Origin of the sequence: Pseudomonas leptonychotis (genome assembly GCF_004920405.1) — a bacterium.
GTDB lineage: Bacteria > Pseudomonadota > Gammaproteobacteria > Pseudomonadales > Pseudomonadaceae > Aquipseudomonas > Aquipseudomonas leptonychotis.
Genome location: NZ_RFLV01000002.1, coordinates 40,577 through 59,632 on the forward strand (window position 1 = coordinate 40,577; position 19,056 = coordinate 59,632).

Annotated in this window: 15 protein-coding genes; 11 read left to right on the forward strand and 4 right to left on the reverse strand. The window is 58.3% G+C overall.

Annotated features, from left to right (window positions below):
• The first annotated feature begins 6 nt into the window (after positions 1–6).
• The 3 genes from prpC (at position 7) to prpF (ending at position 5,112) form a co-directional block, all read left to right on the forward strand.
• Positions 7–1,170: a bifunctional 2-methylcitrate synthase/citrate synthase gene (gene prpC / locus D8779_RS10870; RefSeq protein WP_136664509.1), complete on the forward strand. Its 1,164-nt coding sequence runs from the start codon at positions 7–9 to the stop codon at positions 1,168–1,170.
• A gap of 14 nt (positions 1,171–1,184) precedes the next feature.
• On the forward strand, positions 1,185–3,794 hold the full coding sequence (gene acnD / locus D8779_RS10875; protein ID WP_136665143.1) for a Fe/S-dependent 2-methylisocitrate dehydratase AcnD: 2,610 nt from the start codon (positions 1,185–1,187) through the stop codon (positions 3,792–3,794).
• A 130-nt stretch (positions 3,795–3,924) separates the two neighbouring features.
• Positions 3,925–5,112 carry a 2-methylaconitate cis-trans isomerase PrpF gene (gene prpF, locus D8779_RS10880; RefSeq protein ID WP_136664510.1) on the forward strand — a complete coding sequence of 396 codons (1,188 nt, stop codon included), beginning with the start codon at positions 3,925–3,927 and terminating at the stop codon, positions 5,110–5,112.
• 68 nt (positions 5,113–5,180) lie between these two features.
• On the opposite strand, the gene ppsR is transcribed toward prpF, so the two are convergent.
• On the reverse strand, positions 5,181–5,999 hold the full coding sequence (ppsR, locus tag D8779_RS10885) for a posphoenolpyruvate synthetase regulatory kinase/phosphorylase PpsR (RefSeq protein WP_136664511.1): 819 nt from the start codon (positions 5,997–5,999) through the stop codon (positions 5,181–5,183).
• Positions 6,000–6,224: 225 nt separating this feature from the next.
• Here ppsR and ppsA point away from each other — a divergent pair, with 225 nt between their 5' ends.
• The 8 genes from ppsA to D8779_RS10925 all read left to right on the forward strand — a co-directional run bounded on the left by ppsA (position 6,225) and on the right by D8779_RS10925 (position 14,284).
• On the forward strand, positions 6,225–8,600 hold the full coding sequence (ppsA, locus tag D8779_RS10890; RefSeq protein WP_136664512.1) for a phosphoenolpyruvate synthase: 2,376 nt from the start codon (positions 6,225–6,227) through the stop codon (positions 8,598–8,600).
• Positions 8,601–8,735: 135 nt separating this feature from the next.
• Positions 8,736–9,743: an alpha/beta fold hydrolase gene (locus D8779_RS10895; protein WP_136664513.1), complete on the forward strand. Its 1,008-nt coding sequence runs from the start codon at positions 8,736–8,738 to the stop codon at positions 9,741–9,743.
• Positions 9,744–9,909: 166 nt separating this feature from the next.
• Positions 9,910–10,398 (forward strand): ribonuclease E activity regulator RraA, encoded by a 489-nt coding sequence (gene rraA, locus D8779_RS10900; protein ID WP_136664514.1) that lies wholly within the window; start codon positions 9,910–9,912, stop codon positions 10,396–10,398.
• A gap of 20 nt (positions 10,399–10,418) precedes the next feature.
• Positions 10,419–11,414: a zinc transporter ZntB gene (locus D8779_RS10905; RefSeq protein WP_136664515.1), complete on the forward strand. Its 996-nt coding sequence runs from the start codon at positions 10,419–10,421 to the stop codon at positions 11,412–11,414.
• A gap of 54 nt (positions 11,415–11,468) precedes the next feature.
• Positions 11,469–11,714, forward strand: a complete 246-nt coding sequence (locus D8779_RS10910) for a CrfX protein (protein WP_136664516.1) — start codon at positions 11,469–11,471, stop codon at positions 11,712–11,714.
• Positions 11,715–11,716: 2 nt separating this feature from the next.
• Positions 11,717–12,532 (forward strand): mechanosensitive ion channel family protein, encoded by an 816-nt coding sequence (locus D8779_RS10915; protein WP_136664517.1) that lies wholly within the window; start codon positions 11,717–11,719, stop codon positions 12,530–12,532.
• An 88-nt stretch (positions 12,533–12,620) separates the two neighbouring features.
• Positions 12,621–13,220: an RNA polymerase sigma factor SigX gene (gene sigX, locus D8779_RS10920; protein ID WP_136664518.1), complete on the forward strand. Its 600-nt coding sequence runs from the start codon at positions 12,621–12,623 to the stop codon at positions 13,218–13,220.
• Between the two features lie 101 nt (positions 13,221–13,321).
• Positions 13,322–14,284, forward strand: a complete 963-nt coding sequence (locus D8779_RS10925; protein ID WP_136664519.1) for an OmpA family protein — start codon at positions 13,322–13,324, stop codon at positions 14,282–14,284.
• A 191-nt stretch (positions 14,285–14,475) separates the two neighbouring features.
• Here the strand turns inward: D8779_RS10925 and cobA are convergent, their stop codons facing one another.
• The 3 genes from cobA to D8779_RS10940 form a co-directional block, all read right to left on the reverse strand.
• Positions 14,476–15,213 (reverse strand): uroporphyrinogen-III C-methyltransferase, encoded by a 738-nt coding sequence (gene cobA, locus D8779_RS10930; RefSeq protein ID WP_136664520.1) that lies wholly within the window; start codon positions 15,211–15,213, stop codon positions 14,476–14,478.
• 357 nt (positions 15,214–15,570) lie between these two features.
• Positions 15,571–17,238, reverse strand: a complete 1,668-nt coding sequence (locus D8779_RS10935; protein ID WP_136664521.1) for a bifunctional protein-serine/threonine kinase/phosphatase — start codon at positions 17,236–17,238, stop codon at positions 15,571–15,573.
• A 240-nt stretch (positions 17,239–17,478) separates the two neighbouring features.
• On the reverse strand, positions 17,479–18,690 hold the full coding sequence (locus D8779_RS10940; RefSeq protein ID WP_136664522.1) for a nitrate/nitrite transporter: 1,212 nt from the start codon (positions 18,688–18,690) through the stop codon (positions 17,479–17,481).
• Between the last annotated feature and the right edge of the window lie 366 nt (positions 18,691–19,056).

Consider the following 19,056-nt stretch of genomic DNA (forward strand, 5'->3'; position numbering starts at 1 on the left):
TGAGTCATGAGTGCGACCCCAGAAACCACCACCCCAGGCTTTAAGCCAAAAAAATCCGTGGCCCTGAGCGGCACCGCCGCCGGCAACACCGCCCTGTGCACCGTCGGCCGAACCGGTAACGACCTGCACTACCGTGGCTATGACGTGCTCGATTTCGCCAATCGCTGCGAGTTCGAGGAAATTGCTCACCTGCTGGTCCACGGTAAGCTGCCGAATGTTGCCGAGTTGGCGGGTTATAAAGCCAAGCTCAAGGCTCTGCGTGGCCTGCCGGCGAGTCTCAAGGTCAGCCTTGAGCAGCTGCCGCCGTCGGCGCATCCGATGGACGTGATGCGTACTGCCGTGTCCGTATTGGGTTGTGTGTCGCCGGAGAAGGGCGATCACAACCATCCGGGCGCCCGTGATATCGCCGACAAGCTGATGGCGTCCCTGGGCGGCGCACTGCTGTACTGGTACCACTTCAGCCACAACGGCAAGCGCATTGAGGTGCAAACCGACGATGATTCCATTGGCGGTCACTTTCTCCATCTGCTGCACGGCGAAAAGCCACGCGAGTCGTGGGTACGTGCCATGCACACCTCGCTCAACCTGTACGCCGAGCACGAATTCAACGCCTCCACCTTCACCTCGCGGGTCATCGCCGGCACCGGTTCGGACATGTACTCCTGCATCGCCGGCGGTATTGGTGCGTTGCGCGGGCCAAAGCACGGCGGCGCCAACGAAGTGGCCTTCGAGATTCAGAAGCGCTACGACAATCCGGACGAAGCCGAGGCTGATATCCGCGCCCGCGTTGAGCGCAAAGAAGTGGTGATTGGTTTCGGCCACCCGGTCTATACCGTCAGCGATCCGCGCAACAAGGTGATCAAGGACGTTGCGCGCGAGCTCTCTGCCGAGCAGGGCAATATGAAGATGTACGACATTGCCGAGCGCCTGGAGTCGACCATGTGGGAGATCAAGAAGATGTTCCCCAACCTCGATTGGTTCAGCGCCGTCAGCTACCACATGATGGGCATACCGACGGCCATGTTTACCCCGTTGTTCGTGATGGCGCGTACCTCGGGTTGGTCCAGCCACGTGATCGAGCAACGTATCGACGGCAAGATCATTCGCCCAAGCGCTAATTACGTTGGCCCGGAAGACGTCAAGTTCGTGCCGCTCCAGGAGCGTCCATAACCATGACCATTACCCTGAACAGCCAATACCGCAAACCGCTGCCCGGCACCGTGCTGGATTACTTCGACACCCGTGAGGCGGTTGATGCCATCGCCCCGGGAGCGTACGCCAAGCTGCCTTACGTCTCCCGCGTGCTGGCCGAGCAGTTGGTGCGTCGCTGTGACCCTGCGTTGCTCACCGATGTGCTGAAGCAGCTGATCGAGCGCAAGCGTGACTTGGATTTCCCCTGGTACCCGGCTCGCGTGGTCTGCCATGACATTCTCGGCCAGACCGCGCTGGTCGACCTGGCCGGTTTGCGCGATGCGATTGCCGAGCAAGGCGGCGACCCGTCCAAGGTCAACCCTGTGGTGCCGACCCAGCTGATTGTCGACCACTCGCTGGCTGTTGAGGCCGCAGGTTTCGATCCAGACGCCTTCGAGAAGAACCGCGCCATCGAGGACCGCCGTAACGAAGATCGCTTCCACTTTATCGAGTGGACCAAGACCGCATTCAAGAACGTCGATGTGATCCCGGCCGGCAACGGCATCATGCACCAGATCAACCTGGAGAAAATGAGCCCGGTTATCCAGGCGCGTGGCGGCGTAGCTTTTCCGGATACCTGCGTCGGCACTGACAGCCACACCCCGCACGTTGATGCCTTGGGCGTTATTGCCGTAGGCGTCGGCGGCCTGGAAGCCGAAACCGTGATGCTGGGCCGCGCCTCGATGATGCGCCTGCCCGATATCGTCGGCGTCGAGCTGACCGGCAAGCGCCAGCCGGGTATCACCGCCACGGATATCGTCCTGGCCATCACCGAGTTTCTGCGTGCCGAGCGGGTGGTCGGTGCTTGGGTTGAGTTCTTCGGTGAGGGCGCCAACAGCCTGACCATCGGCGATCGTGCAACCATCTCCAACATGTGTCCGGAATACGGTGCCACGGCCTCGATGTTCTACATCGACCAGCAAACCATCGACTACCTCAAACTCACCGGCCGCGAGCCAGAGCAAGTGGCGCTGGTCGAGCATTACGCTAAGACCACTGGTCTGTGGGCCGATGCGCTGGTCACCGCCGAATACGAGCGGGTGCTGAGCTTCGACCTATCTACCGTAGTGCGCAACATGGCCGGGCCGAGCAATCCGCATCGCCGCCTGCCGACCTCTGCTTTGAATGAGCGCGGCATTGCCGATGGAGCCAAGCTGGCATCCGGCAAGGCTGAAGAGGCTGGCGGTTTGATGCCCGATGGTGCGGTGATCATCGCCGCTATTACCAGCTGCACCAACACCTCCAACCCGCGCAACGTGGTAGCCGCTGCTCTGGTGGCGAAGAAGGCCAACGCCCTCGGCCTGCAGCGCAAGCCGTGGGTGAAGACCTCGTTCGCGCCAGGCTCCAAGGTCGCCAAGTTGTACCTGGAAGATGCCGGGCTGCTGACCGAGTTGGAGCAGCTGGGGTTCGGCATTGTGGGCTACGCCTGCACCACTTGTAACGGCATGTCCGGCGCGCTGGACCCACTGATCCAGCAGGAAATTATCGACCGCGACCTGTATGCCACTGCTGTGTTGAGCGGTAACCGCAACTTCGACGGACGTATTCATCCTTACGCCAAGCAGGCTTTCCTCGCCTCGCCACCGTTAGTGGTGGCCTATGCCATCGCCGGCACCATTCGCTTTGATATTGAGCAAGACGTGCTGGGCCATGACCAGCAGGGCAATCCGGTGACGCTGAAAGACCTGTGGCCGAGCGATGAGGAAATCGACGCCATCGTCGCCTCTAGCGTTAAGCCCGAGCAGTTCCATCAGGTGTACATCCCCATGTTCGACCTTGGCGCTGTGACTGAAGCCGAAAGCCCGCTGTATGACTGGCGTCCGATGTCTACCTACATCCGTCGTCCGCCTTACTGGGAAGGCGCGCTCGCCGGCGAGCGGACGCTCAAGGGCATGTTGCCGCTGGCGGTGCTGCCGGACAACATCACCACCGACCACCTGTCGCCGTCCAATGCGATTTTGCTTAATTCGGCTGCAGGCGAGTACCTGCACAAAATGGGTTTGCCGGAGGAGGACTTCAACTCCTACGCCACCCACCGTGGTGACCACTTGACCGCGCAGCGCGCCACCTTCGCCAACCCGCAGCTGGTTAACGAGATGGCCGTGGTTGATGGACAGGTGAAGAAAGGTTCGCTGGCCCGCATCGAGCCTGAAGGCAAGGTCGTGCGTATGTGGGAAGCCATCGAAACCTACATGGGGCGCAAGCAGAACCTGATCATCATCGCCGGCGCCGACTACGGCCAGGGCAGCTCGCGTGACTGGGCCGCAAAGGGGCCTCGTCTGGCCGGTGTTGAGGTGATTGCGGCCGAAGGCTTCGAGCGTATCCACCGTACCAACCTGATCGGCATGGGCGTGCTGCCGCTGGAGTTCAAACCCGGCACCACGCGTCTGACCTTAGGTATCGACGGTACTGAAAGCTATGACGTGATCGGTGAGCGCACCCCGCGTGCAACGATGACCCTGGTGATCAATCGCCGTAATGGCGAGCGCGTTGAAGTCCCCATGACCTGCCGACTGGACAGCGATGAAGAGGTGCTGGTGTACGAAGCCGGTGGTGTGCTGCAGCGCTTCGCCCAGGACTTCCTTGAGGCGACCAAGGGCTGACCCGTAACCGGGGCGACAATGCCCCGGTTTTTCGTAGGGTGGGTCACGCTGTATCGATCCACCCTGACCGCATGTGCGGTGGATGGAAAAACGCCATCCACCCTACGGTTTCAAAGGCCAGGTAATCACCATGTCTCAGTTACCCCAAATCAAGATTCCCGCTACCTACATGCGTGGCGGTACCAGCAAGGGCGTGTTTTTTCGCCTGAACGACCTGCCGCAAAACTGCCAAGTACCGGGCGCGGCCCGCGACCAGCTGTTTATGCGGGTGATTGGTAGTCCCGACCCTTACGCCGCACAGATCGATGGCATGGGCGGTGCTACGTCCAGTACCAGCAAATGCGTGATTCTGTCGAAAAGCAGCCAGCCGGACCACGATGTCGACTACCTCTACGGTCAAGTGTCGATCGACAAGGCGTTTGTCGATTGGAGTGGTAATTGCGGCAACCTGTCCACCGGCGCCGGCGCTTTTGCCATCCATGCTGGGCTGGTTGATTCCTCACGCATCCCGCAGAACGGAACCTGCGTGGTGCGTATCTGGCAGGCCAATATCCAGAAAACCATCATTGCCCATGTGCCGATCGCTAATGGCCAGGTACAAGAAACCGGCGACTTCGAGTTAGATGGGGTGACCTTTCCAGCAGCCGAGATCGTGTTGGAATTTCTCGATCCGTCCGATGACGGCGAGGAGGGTGGGTCGATGTTCCCCACCGGCAATCTGATCGACGATCTCGAAGTGCCGGGTATCGGCACGCTCAAAGCAACCATGATCACTGCCGGTATCCCAACGATCTTCGTCAACGCCGAGGACATCGGCTACAGCGGCACCGAGCTGCGCGAGCAAATCAATGGCGACCCTGAGCAGCTGGCACGCTTCGAGAAAATTCGCGTGGCTGGTGCGTTGCGCATGGGCTTGATCAAGACGCAGGAAGAGGCGCTTACCCGGCAGCACACGCCGAAAATCGCCTTTGTGGCCAAACCCAAGGATTACCTGACCTCCAGTGGTAAAACGGTGCCGGCAGGCGAGATCGATTTGCTGGTACGTGCGTTGTCCATGGGCAAGCTGCACCACGCCATGATGGGCACTTGTGCAGTCGCCATCGGTACGGCAGCGGCGATTCCTGGCACCCTGGTCAATCTGGCCGCCGGCGGCAGTCCGCGTGAAACGGTGTGTTTTGGTCACCCTTCCGGCACGTTGCGGGTTGGCGCTCAGGCGGCTCTGGTTGACGGTCAGTGGACGGTCACCAAGGCAATTATGTCGCGCAGTGCGCGGATTCTGATGGAAGGCTGGGTGCGTGTACCGGGTGACACGGTTTAGTTACTTGATAATGAGAAAAGGCTCGAAGTGTTCGAGCCTTTTCTTTTTAAATCAGTGGCTTGCTTGGGTTATTTAAAGCGTCGCTCAACACCTTTCTCCACCAAAATCTTGGCGGAAATCTCTTCCACCGAGAAATGCGTGGAGTTGATGTAGGCGATGTTTTCGCGACGGAACAGATTTTCCACCTCGCGCACTTCAAACTCGCACTGGGCATAGCTGGCGTAGCGGCTGTTGGGCTTGCGCTCGTTGCGAATGGCGGTGAGGCGATCCGGGTCGATGGTCAGGCCGAACAGCTTGTCTTTGTATTGTTTGAGGGCTGGCGGGAGCTGCAAGCGCTCCATATCGTCTTCGGTCAGGGGGTAGTTGGCCGCGCGAATGCCGTATTGCATGGCCATATACAGGCAGGTCGGGGTTTTGCCGCAACGTGACACGCCAACCAGAATCAGGTCGGCTTTGTCGTAGTAATGGGTGCGCGCACCGTCATCGTTGTCCAAGGCAAAGTTGACCGCCTCAATTCGCTCCATGTAGTTGGAGTTGTGACCGATGGAGTGGGACTTACCGACAGAATAGGAGGAGTGAGAGGTCAGTTCCTGCTCCAGTGGCGCGAGGAAGGACGAGAAGATATCGATCATAAAACCTTCGGATGTCGCCAGAATGTCACGAATATCCTGGTTGACGATGGTGTCGAAGATGATCGGCCTAGAGCCGTCTTTCTCGGCGGCGCTGTTGATTTGTTGTACCATTGCGCGCGCTTTTTCCACACTGTCGATGTACGGCCGCGTGAGTTTGGTGAAGTCGATGGTTTCAAACTGAGCCAGCAGACTTTGGCCCAAGGTTTCGGCAGTTATGCCGGTGCCATCCGAGATGAAAAAAGCGGTTCGTTTCATTTGCGCCATGGGCCTTAAGCTGAGGACGAATTTTGGCTATGATAGGCCCGCTTGCGCAGGGCCAATCAGGCCGGCATTGTTACTTATTTTGCAGGGCCAGGCCACAATCGTGCGGGTATCACCGCCGCCGAACTTCCTCAGCCCCTAGAGAGTCTGTTTAGGGGCTTGCGAGCAGACCCTTGAACAGGATCTGAGCTTTTCCAACAATTTAGTGGAGAGATCACCTTGGTAGAGTACGTAGTTTCCCTCGATAAGCTCGGCAATCACGATGTTGAGCACGTAGGGGGCAAGAACGCCTCCCTGGGCGAGATGATCAGTAACCTGGCCGGTGCCGGCGTATCGGTTCCCGGTGGTTTCGCCACTACTGCCCAGGCCTACCGGGACTTTCTCGAGCTGAGCGGCCTGAATGATCAGATCCATGCCGCACTGGATGCCCTTGATGTCGATGACGTCAACGCCCTGGCCAAGACCGGTGCGCAGATTCGCCAGTGGGTGATGGACGCGTCTTTCCCTGAAGAGTTGAACGCGCAAATCCGCACCGCCTTCGCTGAAATGGCCGGTGGTAATGACAACATGGCGGTTGCCGTTCGTTCTTCGGCCACCGCCGAAGACCTGCCGGATGCCTCGTTTGCTGGCCAGCAAGAGACCTTCCTGAATATCCGTGGCGTGGAAAACGTGATTCGCGCGGCCAAAGAGGTATTCGCTTCACTGTTCAACGACCGCGCTATTGCCTACCGCGTGCACCAGGGCTTCGACCATAAGCTGGTCGCCCTGTCTGCCGGCGTACAGCGCATGGTGCGTTCGGAAACCGGCACTGCGGGCGTGATGTTCACCCTCGATACCGAGTCGGGCTTTCGTGACGTGGTGTTTATCACTGGCGCCTATGGTCTCGGCGAAACCGTGGTGCAGGGTGCGGTCAACCCTGACGAATTCTATGTGCACAAGCAGACGCTGGAAGCCGGTCGCCCGGCGATTTTGCGCCGCAACCTGGGCAGCAAAGCGATCAAGATGATCTACGGCGACGAAGCCAAGGCCGGTAAGTCGGTCAAAGTCGTCGATGTAGATCGCGCCGAACGTGCGCGCTTCTGCTTGAGCGATGCTGAGGTCAGCGAGCTGGCCAAGCAGGCCATGATCATCGAGAAGCACTACGGTCGTCCGATGGACATCGAATGGGCCAAAGACGGCGATGACGGCAAGTTGTATATCGTTCAGGCGCGTCCTGAAACGGTGAAAAGCCGCACCAATGTCAATGTGATGGAGCGCTATCTGCTCAAGGAAACCGGCACCGTGCTGGTTGAAGGTCGCGCTATCGGTCAGAAGATCGGTGCGGGCCGCGTACGCGTCATCCAGGACGTTTCTGAGATGGACAAAGTCCAGCCCGGCGACGTACTGGTCTCCGACATGACCGACCCAGATTGGGAGCCGGTGATGAAGCGCGCCAGCGCCATCGTCACCAACCGTGGTGGGCGTACCTGCCACGCCGCGATCATCGCTCGTGAGCTGGGTATTCCGGCGGTAGTCGGCTGCGGCAACGCCACCCAGGTGCTGAAAGACGGCATGGGCGTGACGGTTTCCTGCGCCGAAGGCGATACCGGCTTTATTTTTGAAGGCGAGCTGGGTTTTGACATCCGCAAGAATTCGGTCGATGCCATGCCCGATCTGCCGTTCAAAATCATGATGAACGTTGGTAACCCCGATCGCGCCTTCGACTTCGCTCAGCTGCCTAATGAAGGTGTTGGTCTGGCGCGTCTGGAGTTCATCATCAACCGCATGATCGGTGTGCATCCCAAGGCGCTGCTGAACTTTGCCGGCCTGCCGCCGGATATCAAAGACAGCGTCGAGAAGCGCATCGCCGGTTACGACGATCCGGTTAATTTCTATGTCGAGAAGTTGGTCGAGGGCATCAGCACCCTGGCAGCAGCCTTCTGGCCGAAGAAAGTCATCGTGCGTTTGTCGGACTTTAAGTCCAACGAATACGCCAACCTGATCGGCGGCAAGCTGTATGAGCCGGAAGAAGAGAACCCGATGCTCGGTTTCCGTGGCGCTTCGCGTTACATCAGCGAATCGTTCCGCGATTGCTTCGAGCTGGAGTGCCGCGCGCTGAAGAAAGTGCGCAACGAGATGGGCCTGACCAACGTCGAGATCATGGTGCCGTTCGTGCGTACCCTGGGTGAAGCCAGTCAGGTAGTTGACCTGCTGGCCGCTAACGGTCTGGCCCGCGGTCAGGATGGCCTCAAGGTCATCATGATGTGCGAGCTGCCGTCCAACGCGATTCTGGCTGAAGAATTCCTCGAGTTTTTCGACGGTTTCTCCATCGGCTCCAACGACCTGACCCAGCTGACGTTGGGCCTGGATCGGGACTCCGGCATTGTCGCCCACCTGTTCGATGAGCGTAATCCGGCGGTGAAGAAGCTGCTGAGCAACGCCATCCAGGCCTGTAACAAGGCTGGCAAATACATCGGCATTTGCGGTCAGGGTCCTTCGGATCACCCAGACCTGGCGCGCTGGTTGATGGAGCAGGGCATCGAAAGCGTGTCGCTGAACCCGGACTCGGTGCTCGATACCTGGTTCTTCCTGGCCGAGGCTCAGCCGCCGGCTTGATAGCTGCCCGCGTTCTATTGAGGGCGGATTATCCGCCCTTTTTATGGTCTGCCCTACGTGGCGACCGCCCTTCGGGCCGCGTTAGGCGACGTGAAACATTGCACCCGGCACTTGGTTGTACCAGAGCGAAGATAGATGCAAAGCAGCAGTGAGTTTTTCCCCGTGGCCTTGATCAGCGCGGAGCTTCGTGGCGATTTGAGCGAGGATATTTATCGTCTCAAGCCCGGCAACAGTCCGGATAGCAGTGTTGAGTTGGCCCTGACGCGCCTGGGGCGGGCCGGGCATGAGCAAGATCGCGGCGTGCCCGTTATTTTGATTCCTGGCAGTTTCTCCAACCGGCGCTTCTGGTATTCCCCCAAATGCATTGGGTTAGGGCCTTACTTGGCGCGGGCGGGTTTTGATGTGTGGGTCGCGGAGATGCGCGGTCATGGTTTGTCTCCGCGCAACCGCGACTATACACGCAACACGGTCAGCGATTACGTGCGCTATGACCTGCCGTCGATAGCAGACTTTGTTCATGAGTTGAACCCACAGAAGGCCCATTGGCTGGGGCATTCGCTCGGCGGGATCATTCTTGCCGGCGCGCTGGGTGGGCGTTATCTGGATGAGTCGCGGGTCGCTTCCACTGTGCTGTTTGGCAGCCAGGTCAGCCGCGTTTACTGGCCGCTGAAGGTGCCGCCGCTGGAGTGGGGCAGCCGCTTTCTACTCAAGCGTTTCTCGGTGATTTCCGGCTCACGTCTCAAGCGTGGCCCTGAGGATGAGCCGATTGGTCTCGCGGTCGAGAGCTTACGCTGGCATGGGTTGTTTGGCCGTTTCGGCGATGCCGAGCGGGACTGGTGGGTGGGGCTGGCCGAGGTGCGGGTGCCGGTCATGGCCGTTGCAGCGCTTGGTGATCTGCAGGACCCGGCCTGGGCCTGCGAGAAGCTGCTGAAACAGTTCGGCTCGAGCTTGAGCGAGTTCCTCTGCCTGGGCAAGAAACAGGGTTTCAGCAGCGATTTTGGCCATGTCGAAATGCTTGTCAGCAAAGAGGCGCAGCGCGAGGTGTGGCCCCTGGTGGAGCAATGGCTACGTAAGAGCCCAGAAGTGGCTGCCGAGCTTGAAAACAGCGAGATAGATGGCAATAAAACCCTTCCCGCTAAGTAGGCTAATATCGCCCAGGGCATCACGTTGGCCGTTGCCGCGTAGGCGAAAGTTGAGGCTGCTTGGCAGTTGTGTCGCCTTTTAGTTGCAGGCCCAGTAAACGGCCTATCGATGTGAGCGGGTTAGAGTCGACCTGTCAGCAGACTTACTACATCCAAGGAGTTTTGCCATGCACTACATCACCCCAGATCTTTGTGACGCCTACCCTGAGCTGGTTCAGGTGGTTGAGCCAATGTTTAGCAACTTTGGTGGCCGCGATTCCTTTGGCGGTGAGATCGTCACCATCAAGTGCTTCGAGGACAACTCGTTGGTCAAGGAGCAGGTTGATCAGCCGGGTAAGGGCAAGGTGATGGTGGTCGACGGTGGTGCTTCCATGCGCCGCGCGCTGTTGGGCGATATGCTCGCTGAGAAAGCAGCCAAGAATGGCTGGGAAGGCATTGTGGTTTACGGTTGCGTGCGTGATGTCGATGTATTGGCGCAGACCGACCTGGGTATCCAAGCGTTGGCCAGTCACCCAATGAAAACCGATAAGCGCGGTATTGGCGACCTCAATGTCGCCGTGACATTCGGTGGTGTGACGTTCCGCCCGGGTGAATTCATTTATGCCGATAACAACGGCGTAATCATTTCACCCTCTGCGCTGCAGATGCCGGAGTAGGGCGCTTGCAAGAAACTGTCATGCACGAAAGTGATAATGCGCAGTGGGGCCTGGTGCACGCGTTTGTGCTCAATGGTCAAGGCGGTGCGCGCAGTATTGCCCGCCAGGACCTGCAAGGGCTCGCGCTGAGTGAACACGAGAGCCTTTGGCTGCATTGGGATCGTAGTCACCCGCAGACGCACACCTGGTTGCGGACAGGCAGCGGTCTGAGCGCTTTTGCCTGTGATCTGCTGCTGGAGGAAAACACCCGGCCACGCCTGTTGGCTTTGCCTGAGCAGCAGTTGCTGCTGTTCCTGCGTGGCTTGAACCTCAATCCAGGAGCTGAGCCCGAAGACATGGTCTCGGTGCGTATCTTTGCGGATGCTCAGCGGGCTATATCCCTGCGTTTGCGGCCTTTGCATGCGACTGAAGCCTTGGTTGAAGATCTGTTGGCTGGCCGAGGACCGAAAACCTCAGCCGAGCTGATTTTGCGGCTGGCACATTATCTGACGGACAAGATTGAGCACCTGGTCGGTGAGTTGGCCGAGCAAGTCGACGATCAAGAAGAGCGGGCCGATGCGCTGGAGAGTCAGGCTCCTGACCATTCAACGCTGCTGCAAATCCGCCGGCGTGCCGCCAGCTTGCGGCGTTTTCTGTCTCCGCAGCGCGATATCTATGGGCAGTTAACGGCCAGTGCTCAGGCCTGGCTTGTCGGTGCGGATAGCAGCTATTGGAACGAGCTGAATAACCGGTTGACGCGCTACCTCGAAGAATTGGAGTTGAGCCGTGAGCGCGTCAATCTTCTGCTGGAAGCAGAAAATAGGCGCATGGATGAACGCATGAACCACACCATGTACCGGTTCGGCATCATCACCGGCATTTTCCTGCCCATGAGCTTTCTCACAGGTTTGCTCGGCATCAACGTTGGCGGTATTCCTGGTTCAGAAAGCCCCCATGGGTTTCTTTTGGCCTGCTCGCTGATGGCTGTTGTGGCCCTGGTGCAGTGGTTATTGTTTCGGCGCTTGCGCTGGATCTGATGTGACTTGCAGCGAATTCACCTCGTCTAGCCGTCACATCCTGTGAGGTGCGCCATGCACGATCCCTTTGAAGAGTCACTGCGCGACTTGCTCAAGTCGCCCACCTCAAGTCACGACGATGACGCGTGCTTGCATCGCGTGTTGAAAACCGCAAACCGCCAGGTGGGTGCGGGTGATTTATTTGCACTGATGGGGCATTGGGCGGGTGCGTTGATGATTGCCCTGAACAATGGCTCGGCGCATGTGGCGCCGGTCTCGCGTCGTAAAACCACCGATTCAACTGCTAATAAGGCTGACTGAGCATGGAATTTACTCAAGTTCTGGTCGACGCAATGGCCAGCGTATGGACCCCGATTGCTGCATTTATCCCGCGTCTGTTTGGCGCCATGGTGGTGGTGCTGCTGGGTTTCGTGGTGGCTAAATTTCTCGATACGCTGTTGTCCAAACTGCTCGGTAAAATCGGTCTGGATCGTTTGATGGCGGGTACTGGGCTGACCAAGATCCTAAGCCGTGCAGGCATTCAGGTCCCGGTATCGACCTTGATAGGCAAGATCGTCTACTGGTTTGTGTTGTTAATCTTCCTGGTTACTGCGGCCGAGTCCTTGGGGTTGGAGCGCGTTTCGGCGACCCTTGATGTGTTGGCCTTGTATCTGCCTAAAGTCTTTGGCGCCGCCTTGGTGTTGCTGGCTGGTGTGTTGCTGGCGCAATTGGTCAGTGGCCTGGTGCGTGGCGCGGCTGAAGGCGTAGGTCTCGATTATGCCAATGGGCTGGGACGAATTGCTCAGGGCCTGGTGATCATCATCAGTATTTCGGTGGCCATCGGGCAGCTTGAGGTCAAGACCGATCTGCTCAATAACGTGATTGCCATTGTGCTGATCTCGGTTGGTCTGGCCGTTGCTTTGGCGCTCGGCCTGGGCAGTCGCGATATCGCCAGCCAGATTCTGGCCGGCATTTATGTGCGTGAGTTGTATGAGGTTGGGCAACAAGTACAGGTTGGCGCGGTCGAAGGGCAGATCGAGGAGATCGGTACGGTCAAAACCACGCTGCTGACGGAAGCCGGCGAGCTTGTCTCAGTGGCCAACCGTACCTTGCTCGAGCAGCAGGTAAGCAGCCGCTAAAGCCAATCCCTGTTATTGTATGCGGCCAATCCGCAGCCTGATTTGCAGGCTGCGCTGGCTTTTGTCCTGACTGTCGGCCCGACTCGTTTTGAATAAAGCCCACTCTGCCTCTCTGCGTTACGACCCCCGCGAACTCTCGGACGAAGAGTTGGTGGCGCGCGCCCACGCTGAGCTATTCCACATAACCCGCGCCTATGAAGAGCTGATGCGTCGTTATCAGCGCACATTGTTCAACGTGTGCGCGCGTTATTTGGGCAACGACCGTGATGCCGACGATGTTTGTCAGGAGGTCATGCTTAAGGTTTTGTACGGTTTGAAGAACTTTGAGGGCAAATCAAAGTTCAAAACCTGGCTGTACAGCATTACTTACAACGAATGTATTACTCAATACCGAAAAGAACGGCGTAAGCGTCGTCTTATTGACGCCTTAAGTTTGGACCCGCTTGAGGAAGCATCGGAAGAAAAGACGCCAAAGCCTGAGGATAAAGCCGGGCTTGATCGTTGGTTGGTGCACGTTAATCCAATTGATCGGGAAATTCTGGTGCTACGTTTTGTCGCAGAGCTGGAGTTCCAAGAGATCGCTGACATCATGCATATGGGGCTGAGCGCCACGAAAATGCGCTATAAGCGTGCGCTTGATCGTTTGCGCGATAAATTTGCTGACAATACTGAAACTTACTTGGAATAAAGCCGTCATAGCTAACGGTTAATTCTGGTAGAATTGCCGGCTGAGTTGTCTTGTGTTTGTCAGACAACTTACTGACCATCATGAGATAGGGAACATTAGTAATGAAATTGAAAAACACTTTAGGCGTAGTCATTGGCTCGTTGTTGGCCACATCCTCCCTCAGTGCTTTGGCTCAGGGTCAAGGCGCTGTCGAAGTGGAGGGTTTTGCCAAGAAGGAAATGTTTGACAGCGCCCGTGACTTTAAAAACAACGGCAACCTGTTCGGCGGCAGCATTGGCTACTACCTGACTGATGACGTTGAACTGCGTCTGGCCTATGACGAAGTGCACAACGCCCGTGGCGAAGATGGCCGCAACATCAAAGGCTCGAACACCGCCCTGGATGCTCTGTACCACTTCAACAACGCTGGCGACGCACTGCGTCCTTACGTTTCTGCCGGTTTCTCCGATCAGAGCATCGGCCAGTCCGGTCGTAACGGTCGTAACGGTTCTACCTTCGCTAACATCGGCGGTGGTGCTAAGTACTACTTCACTGACAACTTCTATGCCCGTGCTGGCGTTGAAGCTCAGTACAACATCGACCAAGGCGACACCGAGTGGGCGCCAAGCGTCGGTATCGGTATGAACTTTGGTGGCGGCAGCGCACCTGCGCCAGTTGTAGCCGCTGTTGAGCCGACTCCTGAGCCGGTAGCAGCCGAAGAGCCGATGGAACTGGTTCGTGTTGAGCTGGACGTTAAGTTCGACTTCGACAAATCCAGCGTTAAAGAAGAAAGCTACGGCGACATCAAGAACCTGGCTGACTTCATGAAGCAGTACCCACAGACCACCACCGTGGTTGAAGGTCACACTGACTCCAAGGGCAGCGACGCTTACAACCAGAAACTGTCCGAGAACCGTGCTAACGCTGTTCGTGACGTTCTGGTCAACCAGTACGGTGTAGACGCTAACCGCGTTAATGCTGCTGGTTACGGTGAAGCTCGTCCGGTTGCTGACAACGCCACTGATTCCGGTCGCGCTGTTAACCGTCGTGTAGAAGCTGAAGTAGAAGCTCAGATCCAGCAGTAATCGATCTGGCTGTATAGAAAACCCGGCTTCGGCCGGGTTTTTTTATGCCTTATGGTTTCTGATGACCCACCGCGAGCACGTGCCGCGGAGTTAAATGTATCCAGCGTAAATTCCTCATGTCTGCAGATTTTCAAGGGCGAAAAAAAGCCCGCTTGTGGCGGGCAAGGGGAACTTCGCGGAGCGCGAAGCGGTTAGGCACTGATAGCAGCGAGCTGCATGTTGGGTTGAGCGGCGACTTCGCCAATTACTAAGATGGCTGGGCTCTTCAATTGAAAATTCTGTGCCGCTTGTTGCATGGCCCCGAGGCTGCTGCGACATTCGCGCTGATGCGGCAGCGAGGCGTTTTCGATCATGGCCACTGGCATGTCGGCGCGCATGCCGCCGGCCAACAGGCTTTCACGAATTTCGGGCAGCTTGGCCACGCCCATATACACCACCAATGTTGTGCCACTCTGCGCCAGTGCCTGCCAGTTCAGGCTGCTGTCGTCTTGAGTGTGCGCGGTGACCAGGGTTACCCCGCGTGCCACGCCGCGTAAAGTCAGAGGAATGCCGCAAGTGGTTGCTCCAGCCAGGCCTGCAGTGATGCCGTTGACCATTTCCACCGCGATACCGTGTTCGCTTAGCCAGTCGGCTTCTTCACTGCCACGGCCGAAGATGCAAGGGTCGCCACCTTTCAGGCGTACCACACACTTACCCTGGCGCGCATAGCGCAGCATCAGACGATGAATAAACGCCTGCGGCGTGGAGCGGCAGCCGCCACGTTTGCCCACTGGCATGATCCGCGCGCTGGGGCAGTGTTCCAGCACGGCCGGGTTGACTAAGTCATCAATCATCACGATATCCGCCTGATTCAGGGCTTTTACCGCCTTGAGGGTCAGCAGCTCCGGATCACCTGGGCCGGCACCTACCAGCCAGACTTTTGCGCTCATATTGATCTCCTCAGGCAATGTGCATCGCAGCAGTGATTTGATTTCGCTATGCAATAGCCGTGTTGCAGCATTTATTTAAGTTGCGGAGGTTTTGCTGAAAACTCACGCAAAACAAAAAAGGCGTCCCGCTAGTCACCTAGCGAGGACGCCTTTGTCCAAGTCCCGTTCTATCGGGAAGAGCGGTCTTCTTCGTTGAGACCGCGCTTTATTCAAGTTGCAATTAACAATGCAGAGCCTGTGCCAACTTGCTTGGGTGTCGATTTACAGGGTTTAGCAGTGGTTTGCAGGTGTTTGCTGAGAGGTTCTTGCACCTTTAGGTGGCGCTCTGCGCGGCATTGGTGCGCAGGGGGCATGGTGTTATCGCAGCAATACGATCAGCAACGCCAGATTTAACAACAACGAAAACAATGCCACGCTGCGCCACACCAGCAGCGGTTCACGCTCCAGTAGCGGGCGTGGTCGACTGCTGAGCGATTTACGTTCCGCCTGCTCAAGATTGAGCAGCCATTCTTCGGCGGTCTCATAGCGTTGTTTGGGCTCGGCGCTTAGGGCGCGGTTGAGGCTTTCGTCGACCCAGTTTGGCAAGTCGGGACGGTAGCGGCTGGCTGGGGTCGGTTGGCCAAAACGCGGGTGTTGAAAGGCCTCAATCTCGCCATAGGGATAGTGCCCCGTGAGCAGAAAATACAGCGCAACGCCTGCACTATAAAGATCCTGCTGCGGACTGGGAGCGACACCGGAAAACGCCTCAGGGGCTATATAGCTAGGTGTTCCGGGCAGCTCGCATGCTTCGTCCCGACTCAGGCCGGGGCAGTAGGCCAGGCCGAAATCCAGCACGCGCAATTCGCCGTCATCACCCCACAGTAGATTTTCCGGCTTGATGTCGCGGTGCAGGATATTGCGCCGATGCAGCATGCCCAGTGCTTTGATCAGGCGTGGGGCAATATCCAGCCATTCCGGCAGGCCGAGTGGGCCGCTTAGGCGAATGTGCTCGGCCAACGTCTGTCCGGCGTATTCGCGTTGTACGTAATACAGGTGTTGACGCTGCGGCAGCGGGTGAGCATCGGCGAAAAAACGCCCGGCCACACGGCGCAGAAACCATTCTTCGAGCAGCAGAGCGGAGCCGGCTTGCGGTTCGTCGCTGCGCCCGCGCGGTAGGGTTTTCAGCAACCAACGCCGCGCTTGAGCATCACGAACCCGGTAGACCAACGATTGGCGTGATTCGGCCAGCAAACGTTCTACCTGCCAACCTTCGAAGTGTTGCCCTTCGCGCAATTTGGGCGGCAAGGGCCAATGTTCGAGTTGCGCCAAGGTGTCGGCCAGGTCGCTTTCTGGGAGCGATTCAACGCGTAGCAACAAGGCGCTGGCGTTGTCTTGGCTACCGGCCAGGTGTGCGGCACTGACCAGTGCTCGACTGGCCGCGGGCAGATCCTGTTCATCGTGGAGGATGCGCTGAATACCCGCATCGCCGAGGGTGGCCCAGATGCCGTCGCTGACCAGCACAAAGCATTCATCCTGGCGTAGCTCGCCATCCAGATAATCCATCACCAGATGCTGATCCAGGCCCATGGCGCGCTTGAGCACATGCTGCATGCCGGGTTGCTCCCACACATGGTCTTCGCTTAAGCGTTCAAGCGTGCCGTTCAGCCAGCGATAGGCCCGGCAATCGCCGACATGCGCCAAGGTGAAGCGTCGACCGCGCAGGATCAGGGCGCTCAGTGTGGTGAGCAAGGGTTGCCCGCCACCATTGGCCTGCAACCAGCGGTTATGGGCCACCAGTACGCGGTCCAGCGATTGCGTGACGGCCCAGGTTTCCGGGGTGGAGTAATAATCCAGGGCCAGAGCTTGCAGGGTGGCACGTGCCGCCAGGCCACCGTCGGCGCATTGGCTGACACCATCAGCGAGGGCAAACAGGTAGCCCTTGCTCGCAGCCAGCGCCGGGGCCGGGGTGACCACACGGATAGCGTCCTGATTTTCACTGCGCGGGCCGGTGGCGCTGGCTTCACCAAAGGTCAGTTGCAAGGCCATGCAGAGGTTCCTGGATCTGTGACAGAAGAAGCACTGAGGCAAAGGCGAGGCTGGTGAGGCAACCGAGGAGGGCCGCTGCCGACGTCTCCCGCTTTTCCTGACCAGTGCAATAAGCGCTGCCAGTCAGCCCCGCCTTTGCCTCAGTGCTCCAAGGGGTTGGCGTAGGGTGGATCGCGCTTTACCGATCCACCGTTGCTTTGTGGTGGATGAATAAAGCGTCATCCACCCTACATTCGGAAGTTACACGCGGGCTGCGGTGACTGCTGCGCTGCCCCACGTGGTGCGCCAGCGCAGCTTAACCCCATACAGGCCGAACCAGGCCAGCACCCCAAGACTGGCGAACAGCCACAGACCTAGCTGGTAGTCGCCCGTTTGCTGCTTGATGGTCCCCAGGCCTGCGGCCAAAAGAAAGCCACCAATGCCACCGGCCATGCCGACCAGCCCGGTCATTACGCCAATTTCCTTGCGAAAGCGCTGTGGCACCAGCTGGAACACGGCGCCGTTACCGGCGCCGAGGCCGAGCATGGCGGTGACGAATAACGTCAGTGCGGCGGCCGAGCTTTGCAGGTTGAAACCCACCGCGGCAATGCTCAGTGACGCCAAGGTGTACATCATCAGCAGCGTACGGATGCCGCCGATCCGGTCGGCCAATGCGCCGCCTAAGGGGCGCATTAGGCTGCCGGCGCAGACGCAGGCAGCGGTGTAGTAGCCGGCGGTCACTGGGCTGAGACCATATTGGTCGTTGAAATAACCGGGCAAGGCGCTGGCCAAGCCAATGAAACCGCCGAAGGTCACGCTGTAGAAAAACATAAACCACCAGCTGTCACGGTCGCCCAAGGCCTTCAAATAGTCGGCCATGGCTTTTGGCTTGGGCCGCTCAGGTGCGTTCTTGGCCATCAGGGCGAAGATCAGCAGGGTTGCCAGCAGTGGAATCAATGCCCAGCCGAAGACGTTCTGCCAGCCAAATGCGGCCGCCAAAACGGGGGCGAACAGGGCGGCCAGCACCGTGCCGGAGTTACCGGCGCCAGCTATGCCCATGGCCTTGCCTTGATGCTGCGGCGGGTACCACTGTGAAGCCAGCGGCAGTGCCACGGCGAAAGCGGCCCCGGCAACGCCAAGGAACAGACCGAGCAGTAATGCCTGCTCATAGCTGTTGATGCCAATCTTCCAGGCGCAGAACAGCGCCACAATCACGATTACCTGGCCAATTATGCCGGCGGTCTTGGGTGATAGGCGATCTGCTACCAAGCCCATGACAATACGCAGTACGGCGCCTGCAAGAATCGGTGTGGCGACCATCAAACCGCGCTGCTGGGCAGTCAGATCAAGCGCTGTGGCGATCTGCACGGCCAGCGGGCCGAGTACGTACCAGACCATAAAACTCAGGTCGAAATACAGAAATGCGGCGAATAAGGTGGGGGTATGGCCGGATTTCCAGAAGCTTGTATTCATCGAATACCTCATTCAGCAATAAAGGGTCCCGGCGGGTTGCGGTACGCCATGGTCGTGGACATGGCGGCCACAACCCATCGGGGAGGTGCCGTACTTGTGGTGCGACACCCTGGGGCCGAAGCCACAGCTGGGTTGAGAGAATTACCAGTGCCGGCTCTGGATCACAAAGCGGGCACCGGCCCCACACACTGGGGCTAAAACGCAAAACGCCGCATATCCCGTGTGCTTTTGAGCGTGGGGTATGCGACGTCTTTGTCGTTTGTCGAGCAGCCGCCTTTGGCTACCTGTATCTGTGTATTAGCAAGAGCTGCGCCAACAGGAGGATTCAGCGAGATAACTAGGTTGGAAGGGCTTTAGGCGTGGCGC

Excerpts from the sequence above, each read along its gene's own strand:
- D8779_RS10925 (WP_136664519.1), top strand. The coding sequence starts at position 13,322 with ATGAAATTGAAAAACACTTTAGGCGTAGTCATTGGCTCGTTGTTGGCC.
- cobA (WP_136664520.1), bottom strand. The coding sequence starts at position 15,213 with ATGAGCGCAAAAGTCTGGCTGGTAGGTGCCGGCCCAGGTGATCCGGAG.
- D8779_RS10905 (WP_136664515.1), top strand. The coding sequence starts at position 10,419 with ATGCACGAAAGTGATAATGCGCAGTGGGGCCTGGTGCACGCGTTTGTG.
- rraA (WP_136664514.1), top strand. The coding sequence starts at position 9,910 with ATGCACTACATCACCCCAGATCTTTGTGACGCCTACCCTGAGCTGGTT.
- D8779_RS10910 (WP_136664516.1), top strand. The coding sequence starts at position 11,469 with ATGCACGATCCCTTTGAAGAGTCACTGCGCGACTTGCTCAAGTCGCCC.
- prpF (WP_136664510.1), top strand. The coding sequence starts at position 3,925 with ATGTCTCAGTTACCCCAAATCAAGATTCCCGCTACCTACATGCGTGGC.
- D8779_RS10935 (WP_136664521.1), bottom strand. The coding sequence starts at position 17,238 with ATGGCCTTGCAACTGACCTTTGGTGAAGCCAGCGCCACCGGCCCGCGC.
- ppsR (WP_136664511.1), bottom strand. The coding sequence starts at position 5,999 with ATGAAACGAACCGCTTTTTTCATCTCGGATGGCACCGGCATAACTGCC.
- prpC (WP_136664509.1), top strand. The coding sequence starts at position 7 with ATGAGTGCGACCCCAGAAACCACCACCCCAGGCTTTAAGCCAAAAAAA.
- D8779_RS10940 (WP_136664522.1), bottom strand. The coding sequence starts at position 18,690 with ATGAATACAAGCTTCTGGAAATCCGGCCATACCCCCACCTTATTCGCC.
- D8779_RS10895 (WP_136664513.1), top strand. The coding sequence starts at position 8,736 with ATGCAAAGCAGCAGTGAGTTTTTCCCCGTGGCCTTGATCAGCGCGGAG.
- D8779_RS10915 (WP_136664517.1), top strand. The coding sequence starts at position 11,717 with ATGGAATTTACTCAAGTTCTGGTCGACGCAATGGCCAGCGTATGGACC.